This is a genomic window from Streptomyces sp. NPDC002573 (assembly GCF_042889625.1).
GTDB classification, from domain to species: Bacteria; Actinomycetota; Actinomycetes; order Streptomycetales; family Streptomycetaceae; genus Streptomyces; species Streptomyces gibsoniae.
The window spans coordinates 18,886-38,549 of the sequence record NZ_JBIARC010000041.1 but is presented as its reverse complement, the minus strand read 5'-3'; the positions used below and the strand labels follow the sequence as shown (position 1 = coordinate 38,549).

The following is a 19,664-nucleotide window of genomic DNA, read 5'->3' as shown; positions in this document are numbered from 1 at the left end:
GGTCCACCGCGCCCGGCCGCTCAACCTCACGTAGCCCCTCACCGTCTATCGGTGAGGGGCTACGGCTGTTCACCCGGCCGACGGCAACTGCCATGTACGGTCGGAGGCGACGACTCCAGGGGGGAGTGGTGGGCCGCACCCGGGGACACGGGGGAAGAGGACGGATCATGTCGCAAGTGCCAGGCTGGCTGGCTCGGATCGGCGCCGGGATCACACAGGTGGGTGAGCGGCTGGACGAGCGCCGCGCCGAGGTGGAGAACGAGCACACCGCGCCCGAACCGCCCCCCGTGGTGGAGCATGTGCAGCCGTCGACGTATGTGCCCGCCACGCCGCAGTCTCGCCCGCACCCCGCCGAGGCGGTCCCGTGGGGCGTACGGGTCGCGGCCGAGGCGGGCTGGCGGCTGCTCGTCCTCGCGGGCACGCTCTGGGTGCTGATGCGGGTCATCAGCTCCGTCCAGCTGGTGGTGTTCGCGTTCGTGTGCGCGCTGCTCATCACGGCGCTGCTGCAGCCGACCGTGGCGCGGCTGCGGCGCTACGGGGTACCGCGGGGGCCCGCGACCGCGATGACCGCCGTCCTCGGCTTCGTCGTCATGGGTCTGATCGGGTGGTTCGTGACCTGGCAGGTCATGGAGAACATCGACTCGCTGTCCAACCAGATCCAGGACGGCATCGACGAACTGCGCAAGTGGCTGCTGCACAGCCCGTTCCACGTCACGGACAAGCAGATCAACGAGATCGCGAAGAACCTGCGGGAGGCGATCGGCGCCAACACCGACCAGATCACCTCGGCGGGTCTCGAGGGCGTGACGGTCATCGTGGAGGCGCTCACCGGCATCCTCCTGACGATGTTCTCCACTCTCTTCCTGCTCTACGACGGCCGGCGCATCTGGGAGTGGACGCTGAAGCTGGTGCCGGCCGCGGCCCGGCCGGGCGTCGCGGGCGCGGGCCCGCGGGCGTGGCGCACCCTGACCGCCTATGTCCGGGGCACGGTGATCGTGGCCCTGATCGACGCGATCTTCATCGGCCTCGGGATCTACTTCCTGAACGTCCCCATGGCCGTGCCGCTCGCCGTCTTCATCTTCCTGTTCTCCTTCATCCCCCTGGTGGGGGCGGTCGCCTCGGGCGCGCTGGCGGTGGTCGTGGCGCTGGTGACCCAGGGTGTGTTCACCGCGATCATGACGCTGGTCGTGGTGCTCGCCGTCCAGCAGATCGAGGGACACATCCTGCAGCCGTTCATCTTGGGCCGTGCCGTCAGGGTCCATCCGCTGGCGGTGGTGCTGTCGGTGACGGCCGGTGGGATGGTCGCCGGGATCGGCGGGGCCGTGGTGGCGGTGCCGCTGGTGGCGGTGACGAACACCGTGGTGAGCTATCTGCGGTCGTACGCGAACGCCGTACCGCACCAGCCGTCGGAGCCGGACCTCGCTGCGGCCTCCGCCGAACTCCCGGCGAGGCCCCCGCTGGACGAGACGCGGTCGTAGCACCAGGGCGTGTCGCGCGCCTCGGCCGCCCTCGCGCATACGGAAAGGCCCGCCCCCAGCAGCAGCGGGGAGCGGGCCTCTTCGGTGTCGCGGCCGTCACTCGGCCAGGACAGCCTCCGCGTCCAGGGTGACGCCGACGGCCTGGACGACCGCAGCGATCTTGAAGGCCTCCTGGATGACCTCACGCTCCATGCCCGCCTTGCGCAGGACCTGCTCGTGGGAGTCCAGGCACATGCCGCAGCCGTTGATCGCGGACACGGCGAACGACCACAGCTCGAAGTCGAGCTTGTCGACCCCGGGATTGCCGATGACGTTCATCCGCAGACCGGCGCGCAGGGTGCCGTACTCATGGTCCGAGAGCAGGTGGCGGGTGCGGTAGAAGACGTTGTTCATCGCCATGACGGCGGCCGCGGACTTGGCCGCGGTGTACGCCTCGGGCGTGAGGTTCGCCTTCGCCTCGGGCTCCAGCTCGCGCAGCACGATCGGCGAGCGCGAGGCGATCGCGGTGGCCAGCACCGTGCCCCACAGCTGCTGGGCCGGCAGGTCGGAGTTGCCGATGACCGAGCCCAGGTTGAGCTTCAGGTCCTTGGCGTAGTCCGGGACGGCGGACTTGAGGGAGTCGAGGGACATGGGTCACTCACCGGCCAGCAGCTTGACCGGGTCGAGGGTCTCGTCGCCCTGGGTCCAGTTGCAGGGGCACAGCTCGTCGGTCTGCAGGGCGTCCAGGACCCGCAGGACCTCCTTCGGGTTACGGCCGACGGAGCCCGCGGTCACCATGGTGAACTGGATCTCGTTGTTCTGGTCCACGATGAAGACGGCACGCTGGGCGAAGCCGTCCGCGCCCTCGATGCCCAGAGCGCGCATCAGCTCGTGCTTCGAGTCGGCCATCATCGGGAAGGGCAGCTCGAGCAGGTCCGGGTGGTCCTTGCGCCAGGCGTGGTGCACGAACTCGGAGTCACCGGAGAAGCCGAGGATCTGGGCGTCGCGGTCGGCGAACTCGTCGTTCAGCTTGCCGAAGGCGGCGATCTCGGTCGGGCACACGAAGGTGAAGTCCTTGGGCCAGGCGAAAACGATCTTCCACTTGCCCTCGTAGGTCTTGTGGTTGATCTGCTCGAACTCCTTGCCCTTCTCCAGCGAGACGCAGGCGGTCAGTTCGAACTCGGGGAACTTGTCACCGACAGTGAGCACACGCTCTCCTTGAAGCACAGAAACACCTCGGAGGCAAGGTATTTCTCATGGGTTGGACTCTCACGATCCTGGCACAGGGTGCATTGATTCGGGAAATAGCTACACTCGGTCGCGTTGATCGGTGAGGATTATCAGTGACCATGAGTAAGGGGTATGCCATGGCTGGGGCCAAGTCCCACGGGCGCCGCCAGCCCAGTCTCGCCCAGCTGCGGGCCTTCGCCGCCGTCGCCGAGCATCTGCACTTCCGGGACGCCGCCGCCGCGATCGGCATGAGCCAGCCCGCGCTGTCGGGTGCCGTCTCCGCGCTGGAGGAGGTACTCGGCGTCACCCTGCTGGAGCGCACCACCCGCAAGGTGCTCCTCTCGCCCGCCGGTGAGCGCCTCGCCGTACGGGCCAAGGCGGTGCTGGACGAGGTCGGTGCCCTCATGGAGGAGGCCGAGGCCGTCCGGGCTCCCTTCACCGGGGTGCTGCGGCTCGGGGTGATCCCGACCGTGGCACCGTATCTGCTGCCGACCGTCCTCAATCTGGTCCACGACCGCTACCCGCACCTCGACCTCCAGGTCCACGAGGAGCAGACCGCCAGCCTGCTCGACGGGCTCACCAGCGGCCGCCTCGACCTGCTGCTCCTCGCCGTGCCCCTCGGCATGCCCGGCGTTGCCGAACTCCCGTTGTTCGACGAGGACTTCGTACTCGTCACCCCGCTCGACCACTGGCTCGGCGGACGGGAGGGGATCCCCCGCGAGGCGCTGCGCGAGCTGAATCTGCTGCTCCTGGACGAGGGACACTGTCTGCGGGACCAGGCCCTGGACATCTGCCGGGAGGCCGGCCGGGCGGACGCGCCCGTGACCACGACTGCCGCCGGACTGTCCACCCTCGTCCAGCTCGTGGCCGGCGGCCTCGGGGTGACCCTGCTGCCGCACACCGCCCTGAAGGTGGAGACCACCCGCAACAGCCAGCTCCTCACCGGCTACTTCGCGGACCCGGCCCCGACCCGGCGCGTGGCCCTCGCGATGCGTGCGGGCGCCGCCCGGGGCGCCGAGTACGCGGAGCTGGCCGAGGCGCTGCGAGGCGCCCTGCGCCCGCTGCCGGTACGCGTGCTCGCGGCCGACGCCTGACCGCGCACCGGGCAACCCCGGTTGCGCACTCGGTCATTCGAATGTCCGATCCCGTACCGATGGCGCACCGGGAACGGCGAGAAATGCCAACTTCCGTCAGGTAGTGCGAATTTCGCTGGAATATGCGCACCGGCTTGATACACATACCCCCTCAGCGTGACGCGTCAGGCGTGTGTGCGACATTCCAAGGGGAGTTGTGGCGGGCATACGGGATTCCCTTGGACGGGCCGGTTACGACCTGCTGTCGCATGCGGTGACGCAGTACGCGAGGGAAAAGGGCGACGGCGCGCTTCGGGTCTCCGGGCAGCCCGGGGGAGTCGTCCATCTGCGCGGCGGTCTCGTCGTCGCCGTCACGAGCCCCGGCGCCCCGGGTCCCGGAACGCTGCTGATGCGTTCCGGCCGGTCCGGCGCCGGGGCGGCCGAACTGCGGGTCGTCCGTGTGATGGCGATGCAGGACGCGGTGTTCGCGATCGCCGCCGGGGACGTGGACGGCTGTGAGCTCGTCCCGGACCCGGTCGAGCCGCCCGAGGCGCTCAACGTCGGCGAGGGCCCGATGCGGCTGCTGAACCAGGCCGCACGCAAGCTGGCCGCACTCGACGTGCTGCCTCACCAGATGCGGCCCGGGCGGGAGCGCCCGCTGCCCGCCCTGGAGGTCGACGTCACCCAACTGAGCGCGGTGCGCCGTGAGTTGCTCCTGAACTGCGATGGCCGCCGGACGGCCCGGGACATCGCCTTCCGCACCGGACGCGCGGTCTACACGGTCACCGTCGAGATGGCCCGGCTGCTGGACGAGGGGTACCTCGAATGCGTCGAGACGGCCGACCCCGGGCTCCGGATCGCGACCCGGGTGCCTGCGCAGGGGCTGCGCCCCCGTGCCCCGGACCCCGCAACCGTGCCGGCCCCGCCCGCGGACCCCGCACCCCCGACACCGGACCCCGGCACCGCACCCCGCCGGCCCCAGGAACCCGCTCCCTCCCTGCCCCGGCGCACACCCGGCGCCAGCGGTATCACCGCGACCATCACGCCCGAAAAGCAGGGAGCGAGTTGGAAAGGGTTCTTCCGCCTGCGGAGCGGAAGCGCCAAATGACCATCCGACACCTCATAGAGACCCGGCACCGCACACACAGACGAAAGGCGAACCGATGCGATCACCCAAGGATCATTCGTAGGGAGTTGTGTACATGGATCACAAAGCACTGGCACTCGAAATGCGCGGCCTGCGCGAACAGGTGTCCGGAATCACGGACACCGCGGTGGCGGCGGCGGACGGACTGCTCATAGCGGCCGACACGGCGAGCGGTATCGACCCCGAAGGGCTCGCCGCCCTCGCCGCGGCCGCCCTCGGCCTCGCCCGGCGCACCACCCAGGCGACCGCCCGCGGCGCCCTGCGCGGCACGGTCGCGTACGGCACCGAGGGCTGTGCCGCGTTCTACGCCGTCGGCGACACCGCGCTCATGGTGGTGCTCGGCGACGAGGGCGTGGACGTCGACGGACTGCACCAGGCGACCCGCCCGGCCCTGGACCGCATCGGTTCGATCCTTGCCGCGAAGGCACCCGAGGGAGTGTGAAGGGATGGCGACGAAGCGTATGACTCCCGGTTTCTCCGACCAGGTGATGGGCCTGGTCAAGTCCCTGCGTACCGACGCACCCGACTGCGTCGCCTCCGGCGTGGTCGACATGTCGACGGGAATGCTGCTGTCGTACGAGACGGTGGACAACCACCCGCCGGAGGTCCTCGACCTCCTCGCGGGCGCGACCCTCGACCTGTTCCAGGGCCGTACCGTCGTGATGATCGAGGACGTGTTCAAGGAACGCCGGGGGATCTCCAGCGACAACCACTTCTTCCAGGAGATCCTCGTCAACAGCGAGAACCTCACCCATCTGTTCGTGCGGATGAACGAGCAGCAGGACGTCGTCGCCGTGGTCGTCTGCCGCAAGTCGGTGAACGTCGGCATGCTGTTCGCCCAGGTCCGCCGGGTGGTGAAGGAGTACGCCCTGTGACGCGCGCGGGCCCCTCCCCCGACGGGGAGGGGCCCGCACGGCCGGCCGGCGCTCACTCGGTGCGCAGTCCGTCCGGCCGCATCAGCCGCAGCAGCGGCGGCAGGCTGAGCACCGTCACCAGCAGCACCACGCCCGCGCCGATTCCGGTCATCGTCAGCACGCTCGCCCAGTCGACGGTCAGGGACGCGGCGACCATCTTCAGCAGGACCGCGCCCAGCGTCAGTCCGACCGCCGCCGCCAGCAGCAGGCCGAGCGCGATCGGGATCGCCGTCTGCCACAGCACCGACAGACTCAGCGTGCGGCGCCGGGTGCCGAAGGCGACCAGCGACGACAGCAGCTTCTTGCGCTCGCGCAACTGCTCGAGCTGGGAGACCAGCAGGCTCGCCCCGATCAGCGCCAGCACACAGGTGGCGCCGACGAACAGCCCGGTGCGGATGGAGGTGAAGCGCCCGGACTCCTGGGTGGCCGCCCAGGTCTGCGGGCTCGTGTACGGAGCCACCTTGGCCGCCGTGTTGCGGACGTACTCCTGTGCGTCGGGCACCGAGCGGTCGAGCGAGACGTACACGTCGCCCCGGAAGGCCGGTGCCTCCTTCGCGGTCAGGGCGCCCTTGGTGATCAGGAATCCACCGTGCAGCACTCCGTCCGGGGCCTTGCGCGACTGTGTCTGCTTCAGCCCGTGGGGCACCGTCCAGGGGACCTCCGCACGCTTCTCGTCGGCGTAGCCCGGGTCGATGTAGAGGGTCAGGCCGGGCTTGGCCAGCTTCGGGGTGTCGGTGTCGTCCGCGCCGCGCGCCACGACGAACACGTCGCCGTCCTTGCACGAGGGCAGCCGCGCCAGCTCCCGCAGGGCCGTGCAGTCGCCCACGGTCATCTCGGCGGACCGCTGCGGGTCGGTGCGCCGGTCCCCGGCGTACGACTCCTCGATGGCCGTGACGTGGCGTACTCCCTTGGTGGTCCGCAGCTGCTCGGCGACGGCGTCGACCGGACCCGCCTTCGGCAGGCTGACCTGCATCTGCGCCCGCGTCACATCGTGCTGCGACTCCTTGGTGTAGTCGCTCTGCACACCGGCGAACAGCATCTGCAGCGCGATGGCCCCGGCGACCGCCACCGCGATCCCGTTGACCATGCGGGCGGCGGTGCCGCTGCTCAACTGCAGCCTGCGCACGGCCAGTTGCCAGGCCACTCCGCCCGAGTTGAGCCGGGCCACGACCGCCTCCACCACCCACGGCAGCAGTGCGGTGACCCCGACGAGCAGCAGCAGCACACCGCCGACGACCAGGTACTCGTTGAAGTCGCCGTGGTCATGGCCCTTGCCGACCATCGGGTAGAGCAGCGCGAGCCCGCCGAGCGGCAGCAGCAGCCGCCACCACAGCCGGCGCCGTGCGGGCTTCGCCGCGCGCACCACGCCGAGCGGCTCGATGACCACACCGCGCAGCGCGAACAGGGTGACCAGCACCGCGGCCGCCGGTACGGCGACCGCCACCAGCAGGGCAAGCGCCGGGGAGGGGTTCAGATAGCTGGGGAACACGCTGATGTCGAAGACCTCGACGGATCCCGCGGCCTGCCGGCCGAGCAGGAAGAAGAAGGTGCCGAAGACCAGTCCGAGCAGTGCTCCCGCGAGGGCCTCACCGGCGGCGATCCGCCGGGTCATGCCGCTGTCGGAGCCGACGAGACGCAGCGCCGCGAGCCGCCGGTCGCGCCGCTCGCCGCCGAACCGCACGGCCGCCGCGATGAAGACGCCGACGGGCATGAGCAGCGCCACGAAGACGACGAGCATCAGCATGAGCAGGACGGGGTCCGACTTCTCGGGGGCGAGGCCGGGATCCCCGAATCGGTTGATCCGCGCCACGTCCGGCGGCGCGATCTGCGCCGCGAGCCCCTTGGCGCCCGCGTAGTAGGCGAGCTCGTGCGAGCCGACGAGTCCCTGTTCCGCGATGGTGCCGACGATCCGGTAGGGCAGCCGGTCCCGCAGGATCCGGCCCTCGTCGGAGGCGAGCAGCGTCTTCAGCGCGGGGGAGACGACCATCTCGCCCGGGTGCGGGAAGCTGTCCAGTCCGGGCGGCAGCGGTGCCCGGGCACCCTCGGGGTCCATCACCCGGCCGCGGACGTCATGGGAGCGGAACGTGGTGTCGACGTCCGCGATGACCAGGGTGTTGTCGGCCTTGGATATGGGACGGCCGTAGGTGTGGTCGGCGCGCTCGAACTCCCGGTCGTGCCGTGTCGCGAGCGCGGCGGGCAGTGCGGTGGTGAGCAGCAGCAGCGACACACCGAGGCCGACGCCGACCGCGGTGAGCAGCAGCCGGACCCATCCCTCGCGCCCACCGGTGAACGCGAACCTGGCCCCCATGACCAGGTCCCTGGTGGTCTGGCGCATCCTCATACGATGCGCTCCATGTCCCGGGACTTGCCGTCGCGTACGACGATCTCGCGGTCGGAGTACGCGGCGACCCGCGCCTCGTGCGTGACCAGCACGACGGCCGCGTTGGTGGACCGGGCCGCCTCGGTGAGCAGTTCCATCACGCGCTCGCCGTTGAGCGAGTCGAGCGCGCCCGTGGGCTCGTCGGCGAACAGCACACGCGGGTTGGTGACCAGGGCGCGGGCGACGGCGACGCGCTGGCCCTGACCGCCGGAGATCTCCCCGGGCCGCTTCTTCGCGAGGTCGTCGACCTCCAGCCGCGCCATCCAGGACAGGGCGGTCCGCTCGGCCTCCTTGCGGGAGGTGCCGTTCAGCCGCAGCGGAAGGGCCACGTTCTCCACGCTGGTCAGTTCGGGCACCAGCTGTCCGAACTGGAAGACGAACCCGAACTCCGAGCGCCGGAGCAGGCTGCGCTGCGCGTCGCTCATGCCGGACATCTCGCGGCCGTTGTAGGTGATGGAGCCCGAGTCGGGCGGCACGATCCCGGCGAGGCAGTGGAGCAGGGTCGACTTGCCGGACCCGGACGGGCCCATCACGGCGACGACCTCGCCCGGGTGGATGGAGAACTCGGCGCCGTCGAGCGCGACGGTCGGTCCGTACGCCTTGCGCAGGTCCTCGGCGGCGAGCAGGGAACCGGAAGGAGGAGTCACTTGGTCACCGCCTCGGCGAGCTTGTCGAGGCGTGCGGCGGTGAGCTCGAGCCACCGCAGGTCGGCCTCCAGGTGGAACAGCGCGTGGTCGCAGATCAGCTGGTCGGCGAGGTCGCCCTTGCGCTTGCGGTCGGTGAGGATCCGCATCATGCGCAGGTGCTCGGCGCGCTGCGTGTCGAGGATGTCGGCCGCGTCGCGGTGCGTGAGCAGGGCGAGGACGACCTTGGTGTACAGGGTCGACTGGAGATAGGGCTCGGGCTTCTCCGGGGTCGCGAGCCACCGCTGTACGTCGGTGATCCCGGCCTCGGTGATCGCGTACCGCTTGCGCTCGGGCCCGCCGCCCGCCTCGATCCCGTCGACTTCGACGAGCCCGTTCTTCAGCAGTCGGGACATCGTCGAGTAGACCTGGCCGTAGTGCAGCGGCCGGTCGTGACCGAACTTGTCGTCAAAGGCCCGCTTGAGGTCGTAACCATGACGGGGCCCGGACTCCAGGAGCCCTAGGAGGGTGTGACCGATGGACATGGCAAGAACTGTACACACCGCGTATACACCTGACGTATACATCGCGCGTATAGATCTTGGTCGGGAGCCCATCAGTGCAGGTGGAAGCCATTTGTCACGGTTCCGCTACACGGCGGGGGCCCCGGACGCCGGCCCTACTCCTCCGGCTCCCCCGAGGTCGGGGGCCGGCCCCTGCGGGGGATCGGGCGGGCGGTGCCGGGAAGGCGGCCCGCTTCTGACAGGGCGCGGCGCAGGAGGAACTCGATCTGGGCGTTGGCGGAGCGCAGTTCGTCCGAGGCCCAGCGGGCGAGCGCCTCGTACACCGACGGGTCCAGCCGCAGCAGCACCTGCTTGCGCTGCTGCGGGGAGCGACCTCCTGGGGAGTCCGTCACTGGTAGAGGGACCCCGTGTTGAGCACGGGCTGCGGTGCCCGGTCCCCGCACAGCACCACCATCAGGTTCGACACCATCGCCGCCTTCCGTTCCTCGTCCAGCTCCACGATGTCCCGCTCCGCGATCCGGGCGAGCGCCGCCTCGACCATCCCGACCGCGCCGTCGACGATCTGCCGCCGGGCCGCGACCACCGCACCCGCCTGCTGCCGCTGGAGCATCGCGGAGGCGATCTCCGGAGCGTACGCGAGATGCGTGAAGCGGGACTCGATGATCTGCACGCCGGCCGCCTCCACGCGCGCGTGCAGCTCGGCGGCGAGCTTCTCGGTGATCTCCTCGGCGTTGCCGCGCAGCGAGAGCCCGCCCTCGTCGTGGGCGTCGTAGGGGTACTCGATGGCGATGTGCCGCACGGCCGTCTCGGTCTGCGTGGCGACGAACTCCAGGAAGTCGTCCACCTCGAAGGTGGCCTGCGCGGTGTCCTGGACCTTCCAGACCACCACCGCGGCCAGTTCGATCGGGTTGCCGTACGCGTCGTTGACCTTGAGGACGGCGGTCTCGTGGTTGCGCACCCGGGTGGAGATCATGGTGCGGGAGGTGAAGGGGTTCACCCAGCGCAGCCCGTCCTGCCGGATGGTGCCGCGGTAGCGCCCGAAGAGCTGCACGACCCGGGCCTCGCCCGGCGCCACCGTGTTCAGGCCGCCCATCGCGATGAGCGCCGCGAGTCCGGTCAGCACCCCGACGACGATCAGCGCGGCCTTGGTGCCGGCCGCGGTGACCGTCGAGCCCCAGCCCACCAGGCCCGCGCCCAGTGCCAGCCCGGCCAGTCCGAGCAGCAGCGCGGTGGCGCCGCCGACGCTGCGCGCCGGGAACTCCCTGACCCGCGGGCTCGGCATCTCGGGTATGTCGGCGGTGGTGGAAGCGTCTTGTGTCGACATGGGCGGTGTCCCCCGTTTCATCGCATAGCTATGACCTAGCTAAGTGATAACACATTACCCGTCCCGGCAACCTTTCAGTCCTGCCGGTCGTCGGTTCCGATGGGATGGACGTTGATTGGTTCCGATGCGACGGGTGCTGATTGTCACGTCCGTAAAAGGGGGGATCCCCACCCCTTTGTCATACCGCACGGTGTTAGCTTTCTGAGCTGACCTGAGCCACGTACCTGTGTGACAGCCGAGAAGGAAGCGGAGCGCGACGACTCATGGGACGAGCGGAAGAGAGACGAGCGCGGCAGCGCGGTGGCCGCCGCGCTGCGCCCAAGCGCTCGTCCGGGACGGCCGGGACCACCGGGGCCCCTGGGGCTCCCGGGACCACTGCCTCCCCGTCGGTCGGCGGCCGTGCCGCCGCCCGCGGCAGGGCGGCCAAGGCCGCCAGGAGCGGGAACGCCGGAGGCAGGAGCGGGAAGGGCGTCATACGCAGGCTCTTCACCTGGAAGAAGATCGTCGGCTCGCTGATCGGCCTGGTCCTGCTGGTCATGGGCGCGTTCGTGCTGCTGTACATGATGACGCCCATCCCGGCCGGGAACGCCACGGCCAAGCTGCAGAGCAACGTCTACAAGTACAGCGACGGCACCATCCTCGCCCGCACCGGTGAGATCAACCGGGAGAACGTCGACCTCGCCCAGGTGCCCAAGGCCGTCCAGCACACCTTCGTCGCCGCCGAGAACAAGACCTTCTACAACGACTCCGGTGTCGACCTGAAGGGCACGGCCCGCGGTCTGGTCAACACGCTCTCCGGCAAGGGCGCCCAGGGTGGTTCGACGATCACTCAGCAGTACGTCAAGAACTACTACCTGAACCAGAACCAGACCGTCACGCGCAAGCTGAAGGAACTGGTCATCTCACTGAAGCTGGACCGCAAGAAGACCAAGGACTACATCCTCGCGGGCTACATCAACACCAGCTACTACGGCCGTGGCGCCTACGGCATCCAGGCCGCCGCGCAGGCGTACTACCGCAAGGACGCCAAGGACCTCACGGTCGAGGAGGGCGCGTATCTGGCGTCCCTGCTCCAGGCGCCGAACCAGTACGACTGGGCCATCGCCAGCGACACGGGCAAGAAGCTGGTGCAGGCCCGGTGGAACTACGTCCTGAACAACATGGTCCAGATGCGCTGGCTGGACGCGGGTCAGCGCCAGTCCATGAAGTTCGAGGTGCCGAAGGCCCCCAAGGGCGCGCCCGGTATGCAGGGGCAGACCGGCTATCTGGTGGACGCGGCCAACGCGGAGCTGGAGAAGCAGCTGGTCGCCCAGGGCACCGCGTCATCCCTCGGTGACGCGGAGGCGCTGGTGAGGGCCGGCGGCTGGACCATCACCGTGAACATAGACAAGAAGAAGCAGAAGGACCTGGAGCAGGCGGTCAAGGAGCAGCTGACCAGCAAGCTCGACCCGAAGAAGCGTGCCGTCGACGGTGAGGTCCAGCCCGGGGCGGTGTCGGTCGACCCGAAGACGGGCCGGGTGCTCGCCATGTACGGCGGTCTGGACTACTTCAAGCACTTCCGCAACAACGCGCTACGCCGCGACTACCAGCCCGCCTCCACCTTCAAGCCGCTGATCCTCGCGGCCGCCCTGGAGGAGCAGGCCAAGACGCAGGACGGCCGCGCGATCGACGCGAACACGATCTACGACGGCACGAGCGGCCGCCCGGTCAAGGGCAGCGCGATCGGCTTCTCCCCGCCGAACGAGGACAACCAGGACTACGGCGACATCACCGTCCAGACGGCGATGAACAAGTCCGTGAACTCGGTCTTCGCGCAGATGGGCGTCGACGTCGGCATGACGGACGTGCTGAAGGTCGCGGACTCGCTCGGGCTGGACACCAAGGGTCTGCCCGCCGTGCCCGCGCAGACCCTCGGCAGCATGGGCGCGAGCCCGCTGGAGATGGCCGGCGTCTACGCCACCCTCGACAACCACGGCCGGAAGGTCACCCCGGCGATCATCAAGTCGGCCGAGCACAAGGACCGCACGGTCGACCTGCCCAACCCGGTCGGCGACCAGGTCATCAGCCGTACGGCCGCCGACACGGTCACCTCGGTGCTCACCGGCGTGGTCGACGACGGTACGGCCCGGACGTCGGTCCGGGAGAACCCGGCGCGCAACGGACAGCAGGTCGCGGGCAAGACCGGTACCTCCGACAACAACAAGTCGGCCTGGTTCACCGGCTACACACCGGACCTCGTCACCTCGGTCGGCCTGTTCGGCGAGGCGAGGAACGGGGCCCAGGTCGGTCTGAAGGGCGCCACGGGCCTCATCCCGGGCAGCGGCCGTATCAACGGTGGTGGCTACCCGGCGCAGATCTGGGCCGCGTACACCTTCGAGGCGATGGACGAGGTCAGCAAGTTCGACCTGGACACCACGCAGGGCGCGGCGGTCCAGCCGAGTGTGACGCCGAGCCTCACCCAGTCGCCGACCAGCTCCCCGTCGTCGTCGCCGACCACGCAGAAGCCGACGTCGGCGCCGCCGACGACCTCGGCTCCGGCGACTCCGAGCCGGCCCGCCACGCAGTCGCCGACGACGAGCCCGCCGAGCACCTCCGTCACCACGCCGCCGGCGTCTCCGGAGGACCCGCTCAATCCGAACGGGCAGCAGTAGGCATGGCGAGGGCGCCCGGTGGCAGGTCCACCGGGCGCCCTTCTCATGGGGTACGTCAGGCGCCGTTGACGTTCTGGGCGATACGGTCGCCGATCTCCTTGTCGATGTTGCGCCAGTACTGCAGCGCCCGGTCGAGGACCGGCCGGGACACGCCCTGCAGCAGGTGCCCGGTGACGTTGGAGACCAGCCGGTCGCGGGCCGCCTCGTCCAGGACCTGGCGGACCATGGTGTGGGCCTGGCCGTAGTCGTCGTCCTCGCGGTGCAGCCGGTACGCCTCGCGCACCATCTCGCCCGCCACGTGCCAGCCGGCGGGCTCGCCGAACTGCTGGACGTCGGCGGCCGGTCCGCCGTAGGAGTTGGGTGCGTACGGCCGCGCCGTGTGCGCGGGGTCGTAGCGCATCGGGCCGTCCTTGGCGTACGACCGCACGTCCACCCGCGGGCGGTTGGGCGGAAGCTGCATGTAGTTCGGGCCGATGCGGTAGCGGTGCGTGTCGGGGTACGAGAAGAGCCGGCCGAGCAGCATCTTGTCCGGGGACGGACCGATGCCCGGCACCATGTTGGACGGCTCGAAGGCGGCCTGCTCGATGTGGATGAAGTAGTCCTCCGGGTTCTTGTTGAGGGTCATCCGGCCGACCTCGATCAGCGGGTAGTCGCCGTGCGGCCACACCTTGGTCAGGTCGAACGGGTTGAACCGGTAGTCCGGCGCGTCCTCGAACGGCATGACCTGCACATACATCGTCCAGGACGGGTGGTCGCCGCGCTCGATCGCCTCGTACAGATCGCGGCGGTGCACATCGGCGTCCCGGCCGGCCAGGTCGTCGGCCTGCTCCTGGGTGAGGAAGTCGATGCCCTGGTCGGTCTTGATGTGGTTCTTGATCCAGAACTTCTCGCCGCCGCCGTTGATCCACATGTAGGTGTGGGAGGAGTACCCGTTCATGTTGCGGTACGTCTTGGGGATGCCCCGGTCGCCCATGAGCCACGTCACCATGTGTGCGGACTCGGGGGACAGGGTCCAGAAGTCCCACTGCATGTCGTTGTTGCGCAGCCCGGTCACCGGGTGGCGTTTCTGGGAGCGGATGAAGTCCTGGAACTTCTGCGAGTCACGGACGAAGAAGATCGGCGTGTTGTTGCCGACCAGGTCGTAATTGCCGTGCTGGGTGTAGAACTTCAGCGCGAACCCGCGGGGGTCGCGCCAGGTGTCCGGGGAACCGAGTTCGCCGGCCACGGTGGAGAAGCGCGCCAGCATCTCGGTGCGCCTGCCGGGCTGGAAGAGATCGGCCTTGGTGAACTGGCTGACGTCATTGGTGACTTCGAAGATTCCGTATGCACCACTGCCCTTGGCGTGGACCACCCGCTCGGGGACCCGTTCACGGTTGAACTGGGCCATCTTCTCGATCAGGTAGTGGTCCTGGAGCAGGATCGGGCCGTTCGAGCCGACGGTGAGCGAGTGCTCGTCGCTCTCCACCGGGATGCCCGCATTGGAGGTGGTGTGGGGAACCGACTGCGGTGCCTGGGTCACGAGCGTCCTCCCGTCGTGCTTAGGGGGTCGGTCGGGTCGCTTCGGTCACCTCAGCAGTCAACTCCGCCGACGGGATGTCGGCAACATTTGGACGGGGTCCAATTCCGGTTCTCTTCCGGGCGGTGGTCCGGCCCCGCGGCCGGACCTCACCCCCGGTTCAGCTCGAACCAGACCACCTTCCCGGTGCTCAGTCGTGTCGCGCCCCAGCGCCGGGCCATTCGGTTCACCAGATAGAGCCCGCGCCCGCCCTCGTCCGTGGCCCGGGCCTGCCGCAGCCGTGGAAGTTGCGGTACGTCGTCACCGACCTCGCAGCGCAGCACATCGGTGCGCAGCAGCCGTAGCGTCACCGGTCGTGACGCATAGCGCACGGCGTTGGTCACGACCTCGCTGACCAGCAGCTCCACCGAGTCGGTGAGCTCCTCCATGCCCCAGCGGGCGAGTGCCCGGCGGGCCAGGCGACGGGCCCGGCCCGGGGCCGCGTCCTCGGGCTCCAGGAACCAGTACGCGACATCGCTCGGCGCGATCCCGTCGAAGCGGGCGGCGAGCAGCGCGATGTCGTCGTCCCGGTCGCCGGGGCCGAGCATGTCGAGCACCTCGTCGCACAGCGCCTCCAGCGGCGGCGGATGGTCCGCGCCGGTGAGCTGGGCGGTCGCGGCGAGCTTCTCCCGCAACTGTTCTATACCGGTCCACACGTCCCGCAGCCGGGACTCGACCAGACCGTCGGTGTACAGCAGCAGGGTCGCGCCCGCCGGGGCGTCCAGCTCCACCGCCTCGAAGTCCACCCCGCCCACACCGATGGGGGCGCCCGCCGGAACCCGCAGCACCTCCGCGCGGCCGCCCAGGTGCAGCAGGACCGGCGGCGGGTGGCCCGCGTTGGCGATGGTGATCCGGTGCGCGACCGGGTCGTACACCGCGTACAGGCAGGTCGCCATGCGGTCGGTGCCGAGCCGCTGGGCCTGCTCGTCGAGGTGGTGCAGCACCTCCTGCGGCGGCAGGTCGAGCCCGGCGAGTGTCTGGGCCGTGGTGCGCAGCTGCCCCATGATCGCCGCGGATGTCATGGAGTGGCCCATGACATCACCCACGACCAGGGCCACCCGGCTGCCGGGCAGCGGGATGGCGTCGTACCAGTCGCCGCCGACCCGCGCGGTCTCGGCGGCCGGCAGATAGCGGGAGGCCAGCCGTACGCCCGTCGGGTTGGGCAGGGTCTCCGGCAGCATCGTGCGCTGCAACTCGTCGGCGATGTACGCCTCGCGGCCGTACAGCACCGCCTTGTCGATGCCGAGCGCGCTGTGCGTGGCGAGCTGCGCGGCCACCAGCAGATCGTCCGCCTCGAACGCGAGCCGCTCGGGACGGCGCAGGAACAGGGCGGCGCCGATGACCCGCCGCCGGCCGCGCAGCGGCGCGAGGATCGCGCGCTGGCCCGGGGGGATCGCGAGGTCGTCGCCGAGCAGCTCCGGCAGCGCCGCCCGGGCGGCGGGGGCGTCCGCGAACACCGGCCGCACCCCGCGCAGCACCTCGGCGAGCGCACCGCCGGGCCGCACCTCGCACAGCTCGTTGCTCACGTCCGCGAACCCGGAGTTCTCCGGCACCGGCACCGGCAGGATGCCGTCCTCCAGGTCCCGCTCCTGCGGGATCCGGTCGGTGCGCCGCAGCCGCAGCACCAGCGGCCCGGTGGGCCGCTCGTCACCCACGGGCAGCGGGTCGCGCAGATAGACGAGGATCGCGTCGGAGAAGGTCGGCACGGTGGCCCGGCACAGACCCATCACGATCTCGTCGAGGTCTATCCCGCGGGCGATCCGCCGGGTCGCGGCGCCCACGAACCGCAGCCGGTCCCCGTCGCGCCGCATGGGCATGGGGCCGTGCAGCGGCGTCTGGCCGGACCGCCGGTCCTTGCCCCCGGGCAGCGCGGCGGCCCGGTCCTGGCCGGCACCCGGCTGGACGGGGATGCCGCCCTCGGGCACGGGCCGCGGCCGGTGCGCGTCCGGCTCGTCGGCGGCCGGCTGGGAGTGCTCGGTGCCGTCCGCCGCGGGCAGCGGGGTGGGGGTGCCCCCCTGGTTGCCCGACGCTCCGTGCTGGGCGCAGGACAGCGGCCCCGTGGGCACGCCGCCCGCCCGTGTCTGAGCGGGTAAGGCGGGGGCCGGCGGGGTGCTGGGTGCGGTGGGCAGCGGCTCCGGGGTACGCAGGAGCGCCCCGCGGGGGTCCGCGGGGCCCACGCCCGCCTGGGGGCGCTCATGGGAGGTCGGGTGCTCCGTCACGCGTGTCGAATCCATCCGTCCGGGGCTGCGCGCCGTGCGTGCAGTTCGTCCCGCCGAGAAGCCGATACCCGGAATACGTGCCCCAGGAACGGAATTCCCGCATGGTCACAGGCCGTCGCTGATCCACCCGACGGCCGAGCCGTCCCTGTGTGGCCCTCGTACCCCTCGCTCACGTCCTGCCGCCCCTCGGTGACGTTCGGTCAAACCCAGCGCTTCTTGCGGGAGTTCCAGTGCTGTGCCCTTGCGGAGGACGATCCTACGGTTGTACCGCGGGGGCGCAACAAGGGTCTCATGAGGCCGTGTACGCGGGCATGCGGTCCCAGTCGTCCGGCAGCGACGGCACAGACCAGGACGGATCCGGCCGCCAGTGCTGCCAGCCGTCCGAGAACGGCGCCCCCCAGGCCTGGATCACCTCCACCGCGGACCGCCCGGCCTCCCGCACCCGCTCGGCCAGTTGAGCGTCCATCAGGCCGTCCCGCTGGGCCTGCGCGAACTCGTCCTCGTCGCGCCAGCCCCAGCTGCGGTCGGGGTAGACGCAGAGGTCGAGGAAGTGGTCCTCGGAGTCGACGCCGCCGGCCCAGCGCGCGAGCGGCTCCTCCAGGTTCACGTACCAGTTCTTGAACCGCCAGCCCGGCTCCCAGAACAGCCACACCGACCAGGGCTCACCGGGCCGGGCCAGCTTGAGCACGCCCGTGCCGAACCAGCGGTCCAGCTGAACGGCCCGTGGCTTGGTGTAGCGGGTGTGCAGCGGCTCGGCGTGCAGCGCGGTGCCGTCGGCGAGGACCGGCTTGACGCACTGGGTGCCGGGGGCCATCCACACGGCGAGCAGTTCCTCGTCGTCCCTGACCACGGTGACGGGCCGCGCGATATGGAAGCGCGGGCCGGCGTTCTCGCGGTAGCGCCAGAGGATCTGGTCCCCCGGGGCCCAGTACGTCGTCGACCCGTCCGCTTCCACTCGTCTCACCGCTCCACCCTCTGCCATGCACAGATATTAGGTGCCCCAGGCATACGACGCCGCCGCGGCCGCCATGGTTCGCGCCACGGACGGGTGAGCCGGTGTGCGACGTCACGGGTGCGTCATCCGCAGGACATCCACGGCCTCGTCGAGCTGTTCGAGCGTGAGGTCGCCGCGCTCCACATAGCCGGACTCCAGGACGACCTGACGGATCGTCTTCCGTTCCGCGAGCGCCTTCTTGGCGACCTTCGCGGCCTCCTCGTACCCGATGTACTTGTTGAGCGGGGTGACCACGGAGGGTGACGACTCGGCGTACTCGCGGGCGCGTTCCCGGTGGGCCACGATGCCGTCGACGGTCCGGTCGGCCAGCAGCCGCGAGACGTTGGCGAGCAGCCGGACCGACTCCAGCACGTTCTTCGCGAGGACCGGCATCATGACGTTCAGCTCGAAGGTGCCGGAGGCGCCCGCGGTGGTGATGGTCGCGTCGTTGCCGACGACCTGGGCGGCGACCATGAGGACGGCCTCGGGGATGACCGGGTTGACCTTGCCGGGCATGATCGAGGACCCCGGCTGCAGATCGGGCAGGCTGATCTCGGCCAGACCGGTCCGCGGCCCGGAGGCCATCCACCGCAGATCGTTGGCGATCTTGGTCAGTCCCACGGCGATGGTCCGCAGCTGCCCGCTGGTCTCGACGATCCCGTCCCGCGCGCCCTGGGCCTCGAAGTGGTTGCGGGCCTCGGTGAGCGGCAGCCCGGTGGACCGGGCGACCTCGGCGATGACGGCGGCGGAGAAACCGGGCGGGGTGTTGATCCCGGTGCCCACCGCGGTGCCGCCCAGCGGCAGTTCGGCGAGGCGCGGCAGCGAGGCGTTCAGGCGCTCGACGCCGTAGCGGATCTGGGCGGCGTAACCGCCGAACTCCTGACCGAGGGTCACGGGGGTGGCGTCCATGAGGTGGGTGCGCCCCGACTTCACGACGTCGGCGAACTCCTCGGCCTTGCGTTCGAGGGAGGCCGCGAGGTGGTCGAGGGCGGGGACGAGGTCGTGGGTGACGGCGGCGGTGGCCGCGATGTGCACGGAGGAGGGGAAGACGTCGTTGGACGACTGGGACGCGTTCACATGGTCGTTGGGGTGCACGTCCCGGCCGAGCCGCTCGCTCGCGAGGGTGGCGATGACCTCGTTGGTGTTCATGTTGGACGAGGTCCCGGACCCGGTCTGGAAGACGTCGACCGGGAACTGGTCGTCCCACCGCCCCTCGGCCACCTCGGCGGCCGCCTCCTGGATGGCGTCGGCGATGTCCTTGCCGAGCACGCCGAGCTCCGCGTTGACCTTGGCGGCGGCGCCCTTGATCCGGGCCAGCGCCTCGATGTGGGCGCGCTCGATCCGCTGCCCGGAGACGGGGAAGTTCTCGACCGCGCGCTGGGTCTGGGCGCGCCACTTGGCGTCCATGGGGACCTGGACCTCGCCCATCGAGTCGTGCTCGGTGCGGTACCGCCGGCCGCCGTCCGCGTCGGTCGTCGTGGTCATCGTCGTCATACCTCCTGGAACGGGAGCACGGGACGTGCGATTCCCGTACTCCCGTTCCAGGATCCGACGTGCTGCCGCCGTTGTCGCG

At 70.3% G+C, this 19,664-nt stretch carries 17 protein-coding genes; 6 read left to right on the top strand and 11 right to left on the bottom strand.

Annotated features, from left to right (window positions below):
• The first annotated feature begins 167 nt into the window (after nucleotides 1-167).
• A complete protein-coding gene (locus ACFYX0_RS31045; RefSeq protein ID WP_388975026.1) occupies nucleotides 168-1,478 on the top strand; it encodes an AI-2E family transporter in 1,311 nt (436 codons plus the stop codon).
• 96 nt (nucleotides 1,479-1,574) lie between these two features.
• Here ACFYX0_RS31045 and ACFYX0_RS31040 read toward each other — a convergent pair whose 3' ends face one another.
• Complete coding sequence (locus tag ACFYX0_RS31040) at nucleotides 1,575-2,108, bottom strand: alkyl hydroperoxide reductase (RefSeq protein ID WP_355909600.1); 534 nt, start codon at nucleotides 2,106-2,108, stop codon at nucleotides 1,575-1,577.
• 3 nt (nucleotides 2,109-2,111) lie between these two features.
• Entirely contained in the window at nucleotides 2,112-2,666 is a 555-nt protein-coding gene (locus tag ACFYX0_RS31035) for a peroxiredoxin (RefSeq protein WP_355909603.1), read from the bottom strand.
• 140 nt (nucleotides 2,667-2,806) lie between these two features.
• Between ACFYX0_RS31035 and ACFYX0_RS31030 the strand changes: the two genes are divergently transcribed.
• The 4 genes from ACFYX0_RS31030 to ACFYX0_RS31015 all read left to right on the top strand — a co-directional run bounded on the left by ACFYX0_RS31030 (nucleotide 2,807) and on the right by ACFYX0_RS31015 (nucleotide 5,782).
• The gene (locus tag ACFYX0_RS31030) at nucleotides 2,807-3,781 is read left to right on the top strand and encodes a LysR substrate-binding domain-containing protein (protein WP_388975023.1); all 975 of its coding nucleotides are present in this window, start codon (nucleotides 2,807-2,809) and stop codon (nucleotides 3,779-3,781) included.
• 196 nt (nucleotides 3,782-3,977) lie between these two features.
• A complete protein-coding gene (locus tag ACFYX0_RS31025; RefSeq protein WP_388975020.1) occupies nucleotides 3,978-4,868 on the top strand; it encodes a MarR family transcriptional regulator in 891 nt (296 codons plus the stop codon).
• A gap of 94 nt (nucleotides 4,869-4,962) precedes the next feature.
• Nucleotides 4,963-5,349, top strand: coding sequence for a roadblock/LC7 domain-containing protein (locus ACFYX0_RS31020; RefSeq protein ID WP_388975018.1), 387 nt, complete (start codon nucleotides 4,963-4,965; stop codon nucleotides 5,347-5,349).
• Between the two features lie 4 nt (nucleotides 5,350-5,353).
• Entirely contained in the window at nucleotides 5,354-5,782 is a 429-nt protein-coding gene (locus tag ACFYX0_RS31015; protein ID WP_355909615.1) for a hypothetical protein, read from the top strand.
• Nucleotides 5,783-5,834: 52 nt separating this feature from the next.
• Here the strand turns inward: ACFYX0_RS31015 and ACFYX0_RS31010 are convergent, their stop codons facing one another.
• The 5 genes from ACFYX0_RS31010 to ACFYX0_RS30990 form a co-directional block, all read right to left on the bottom strand.
• Complete coding sequence (locus ACFYX0_RS31010) at nucleotides 5,835-8,162, bottom strand: FtsX-like permease family protein (protein WP_388975017.1); 2,328 nt, start codon at nucleotides 8,160-8,162, stop codon at nucleotides 5,835-5,837.
• Nucleotides 8,159-8,848 (bottom strand): ABC transporter ATP-binding protein, encoded by a 690-nt coding sequence (locus ACFYX0_RS31005; RefSeq protein WP_355909621.1) that lies wholly within the window; start codon nucleotides 8,846-8,848, stop codon nucleotides 8,159-8,161. The genes ACFYX0_RS31010 and ACFYX0_RS31005 overlap by 4 nt, the downstream gene beginning before the upstream one ends.
• Nucleotides 8,845-9,369 (bottom strand): PadR family transcriptional regulator, encoded by a 525-nt coding sequence (locus ACFYX0_RS31000; protein ID WP_311698620.1) that lies wholly within the window; start codon nucleotides 9,367-9,369, stop codon nucleotides 8,845-8,847. Before ACFYX0_RS31000 ends, ACFYX0_RS31005 begins: the two co-directional genes overlap by 4 nt.
• Nucleotides 9,370-9,503: 134 nt before the next feature.
• The gene (locus tag ACFYX0_RS30995) at nucleotides 9,504-9,740 is read right to left on the bottom strand and encodes a hypothetical protein (RefSeq protein ID WP_388975015.1); all 237 of its coding nucleotides are present in this window, start codon (nucleotides 9,738-9,740) and stop codon (nucleotides 9,504-9,506) included.
• Nucleotides 9,737-10,672 (bottom strand): SPFH domain-containing protein, encoded by a 936-nt coding sequence (locus tag ACFYX0_RS30990; protein WP_388975013.1) that lies wholly within the window; start codon nucleotides 10,670-10,672, stop codon nucleotides 9,737-9,739. Before ACFYX0_RS30990 ends, ACFYX0_RS30995 begins: the two co-directional genes overlap by 4 nt.
• A gap of 263 nt (nucleotides 10,673-10,935) precedes the next feature.
• Between ACFYX0_RS30990 and ACFYX0_RS30985 the strand changes: the two genes are divergently transcribed.
• Nucleotides 10,936-13,323: a transglycosylase domain-containing protein gene (locus tag ACFYX0_RS30985; protein ID WP_388975011.1), complete on the top strand. Its 2,388-nt coding sequence runs from the start codon at nucleotides 10,936-10,938 to the stop codon at nucleotides 13,321-13,323.
• A 55-nt stretch (nucleotides 13,324-13,378) separates the two neighbouring features.
• On the opposite strand, the gene ACFYX0_RS30980 is transcribed toward ACFYX0_RS30985, so the two are convergent.
• The 4 genes from ACFYX0_RS30980 to ACFYX0_RS30965 all read right to left on the bottom strand — a co-directional run bounded on the left by ACFYX0_RS30980 (nucleotide 13,379) and on the right by ACFYX0_RS30965 (nucleotide 19,576).
• Nucleotides 13,379-14,842, bottom strand: coding sequence for a catalase (locus ACFYX0_RS30980; RefSeq protein WP_388975009.1), 1,464 nt, complete (start codon nucleotides 14,840-14,842; stop codon nucleotides 13,379-13,381).
• 146 nt (nucleotides 14,843-14,988) lie between these two features.
• Nucleotides 14,989-17,112: a SpoIIE family protein phosphatase gene (locus ACFYX0_RS30975; RefSeq protein ID WP_355909636.1), complete on the bottom strand. Its 2,124-nt coding sequence runs from the start codon at nucleotides 17,110-17,112 to the stop codon at nucleotides 14,989-14,991.
• 274 nt (nucleotides 17,113-17,386) lie between these two features.
• Nucleotides 17,387-18,079, bottom strand: a complete 693-nt coding sequence (locus tag ACFYX0_RS30970) for a DUF402 domain-containing protein (protein WP_388975006.1) — start codon at nucleotides 18,077-18,079, stop codon at nucleotides 17,387-17,389.
• Between the two features lie 84 nt (nucleotides 18,080-18,163).
• Nucleotides 18,164-19,576, bottom strand: coding sequence for a class II fumarate hydratase (locus ACFYX0_RS30965; protein ID WP_388975003.1), 1,413 nt, complete (start codon nucleotides 19,574-19,576; stop codon nucleotides 18,164-18,166).
• Nucleotides 19,577-19,664 lie beyond the last annotated feature (88 nt).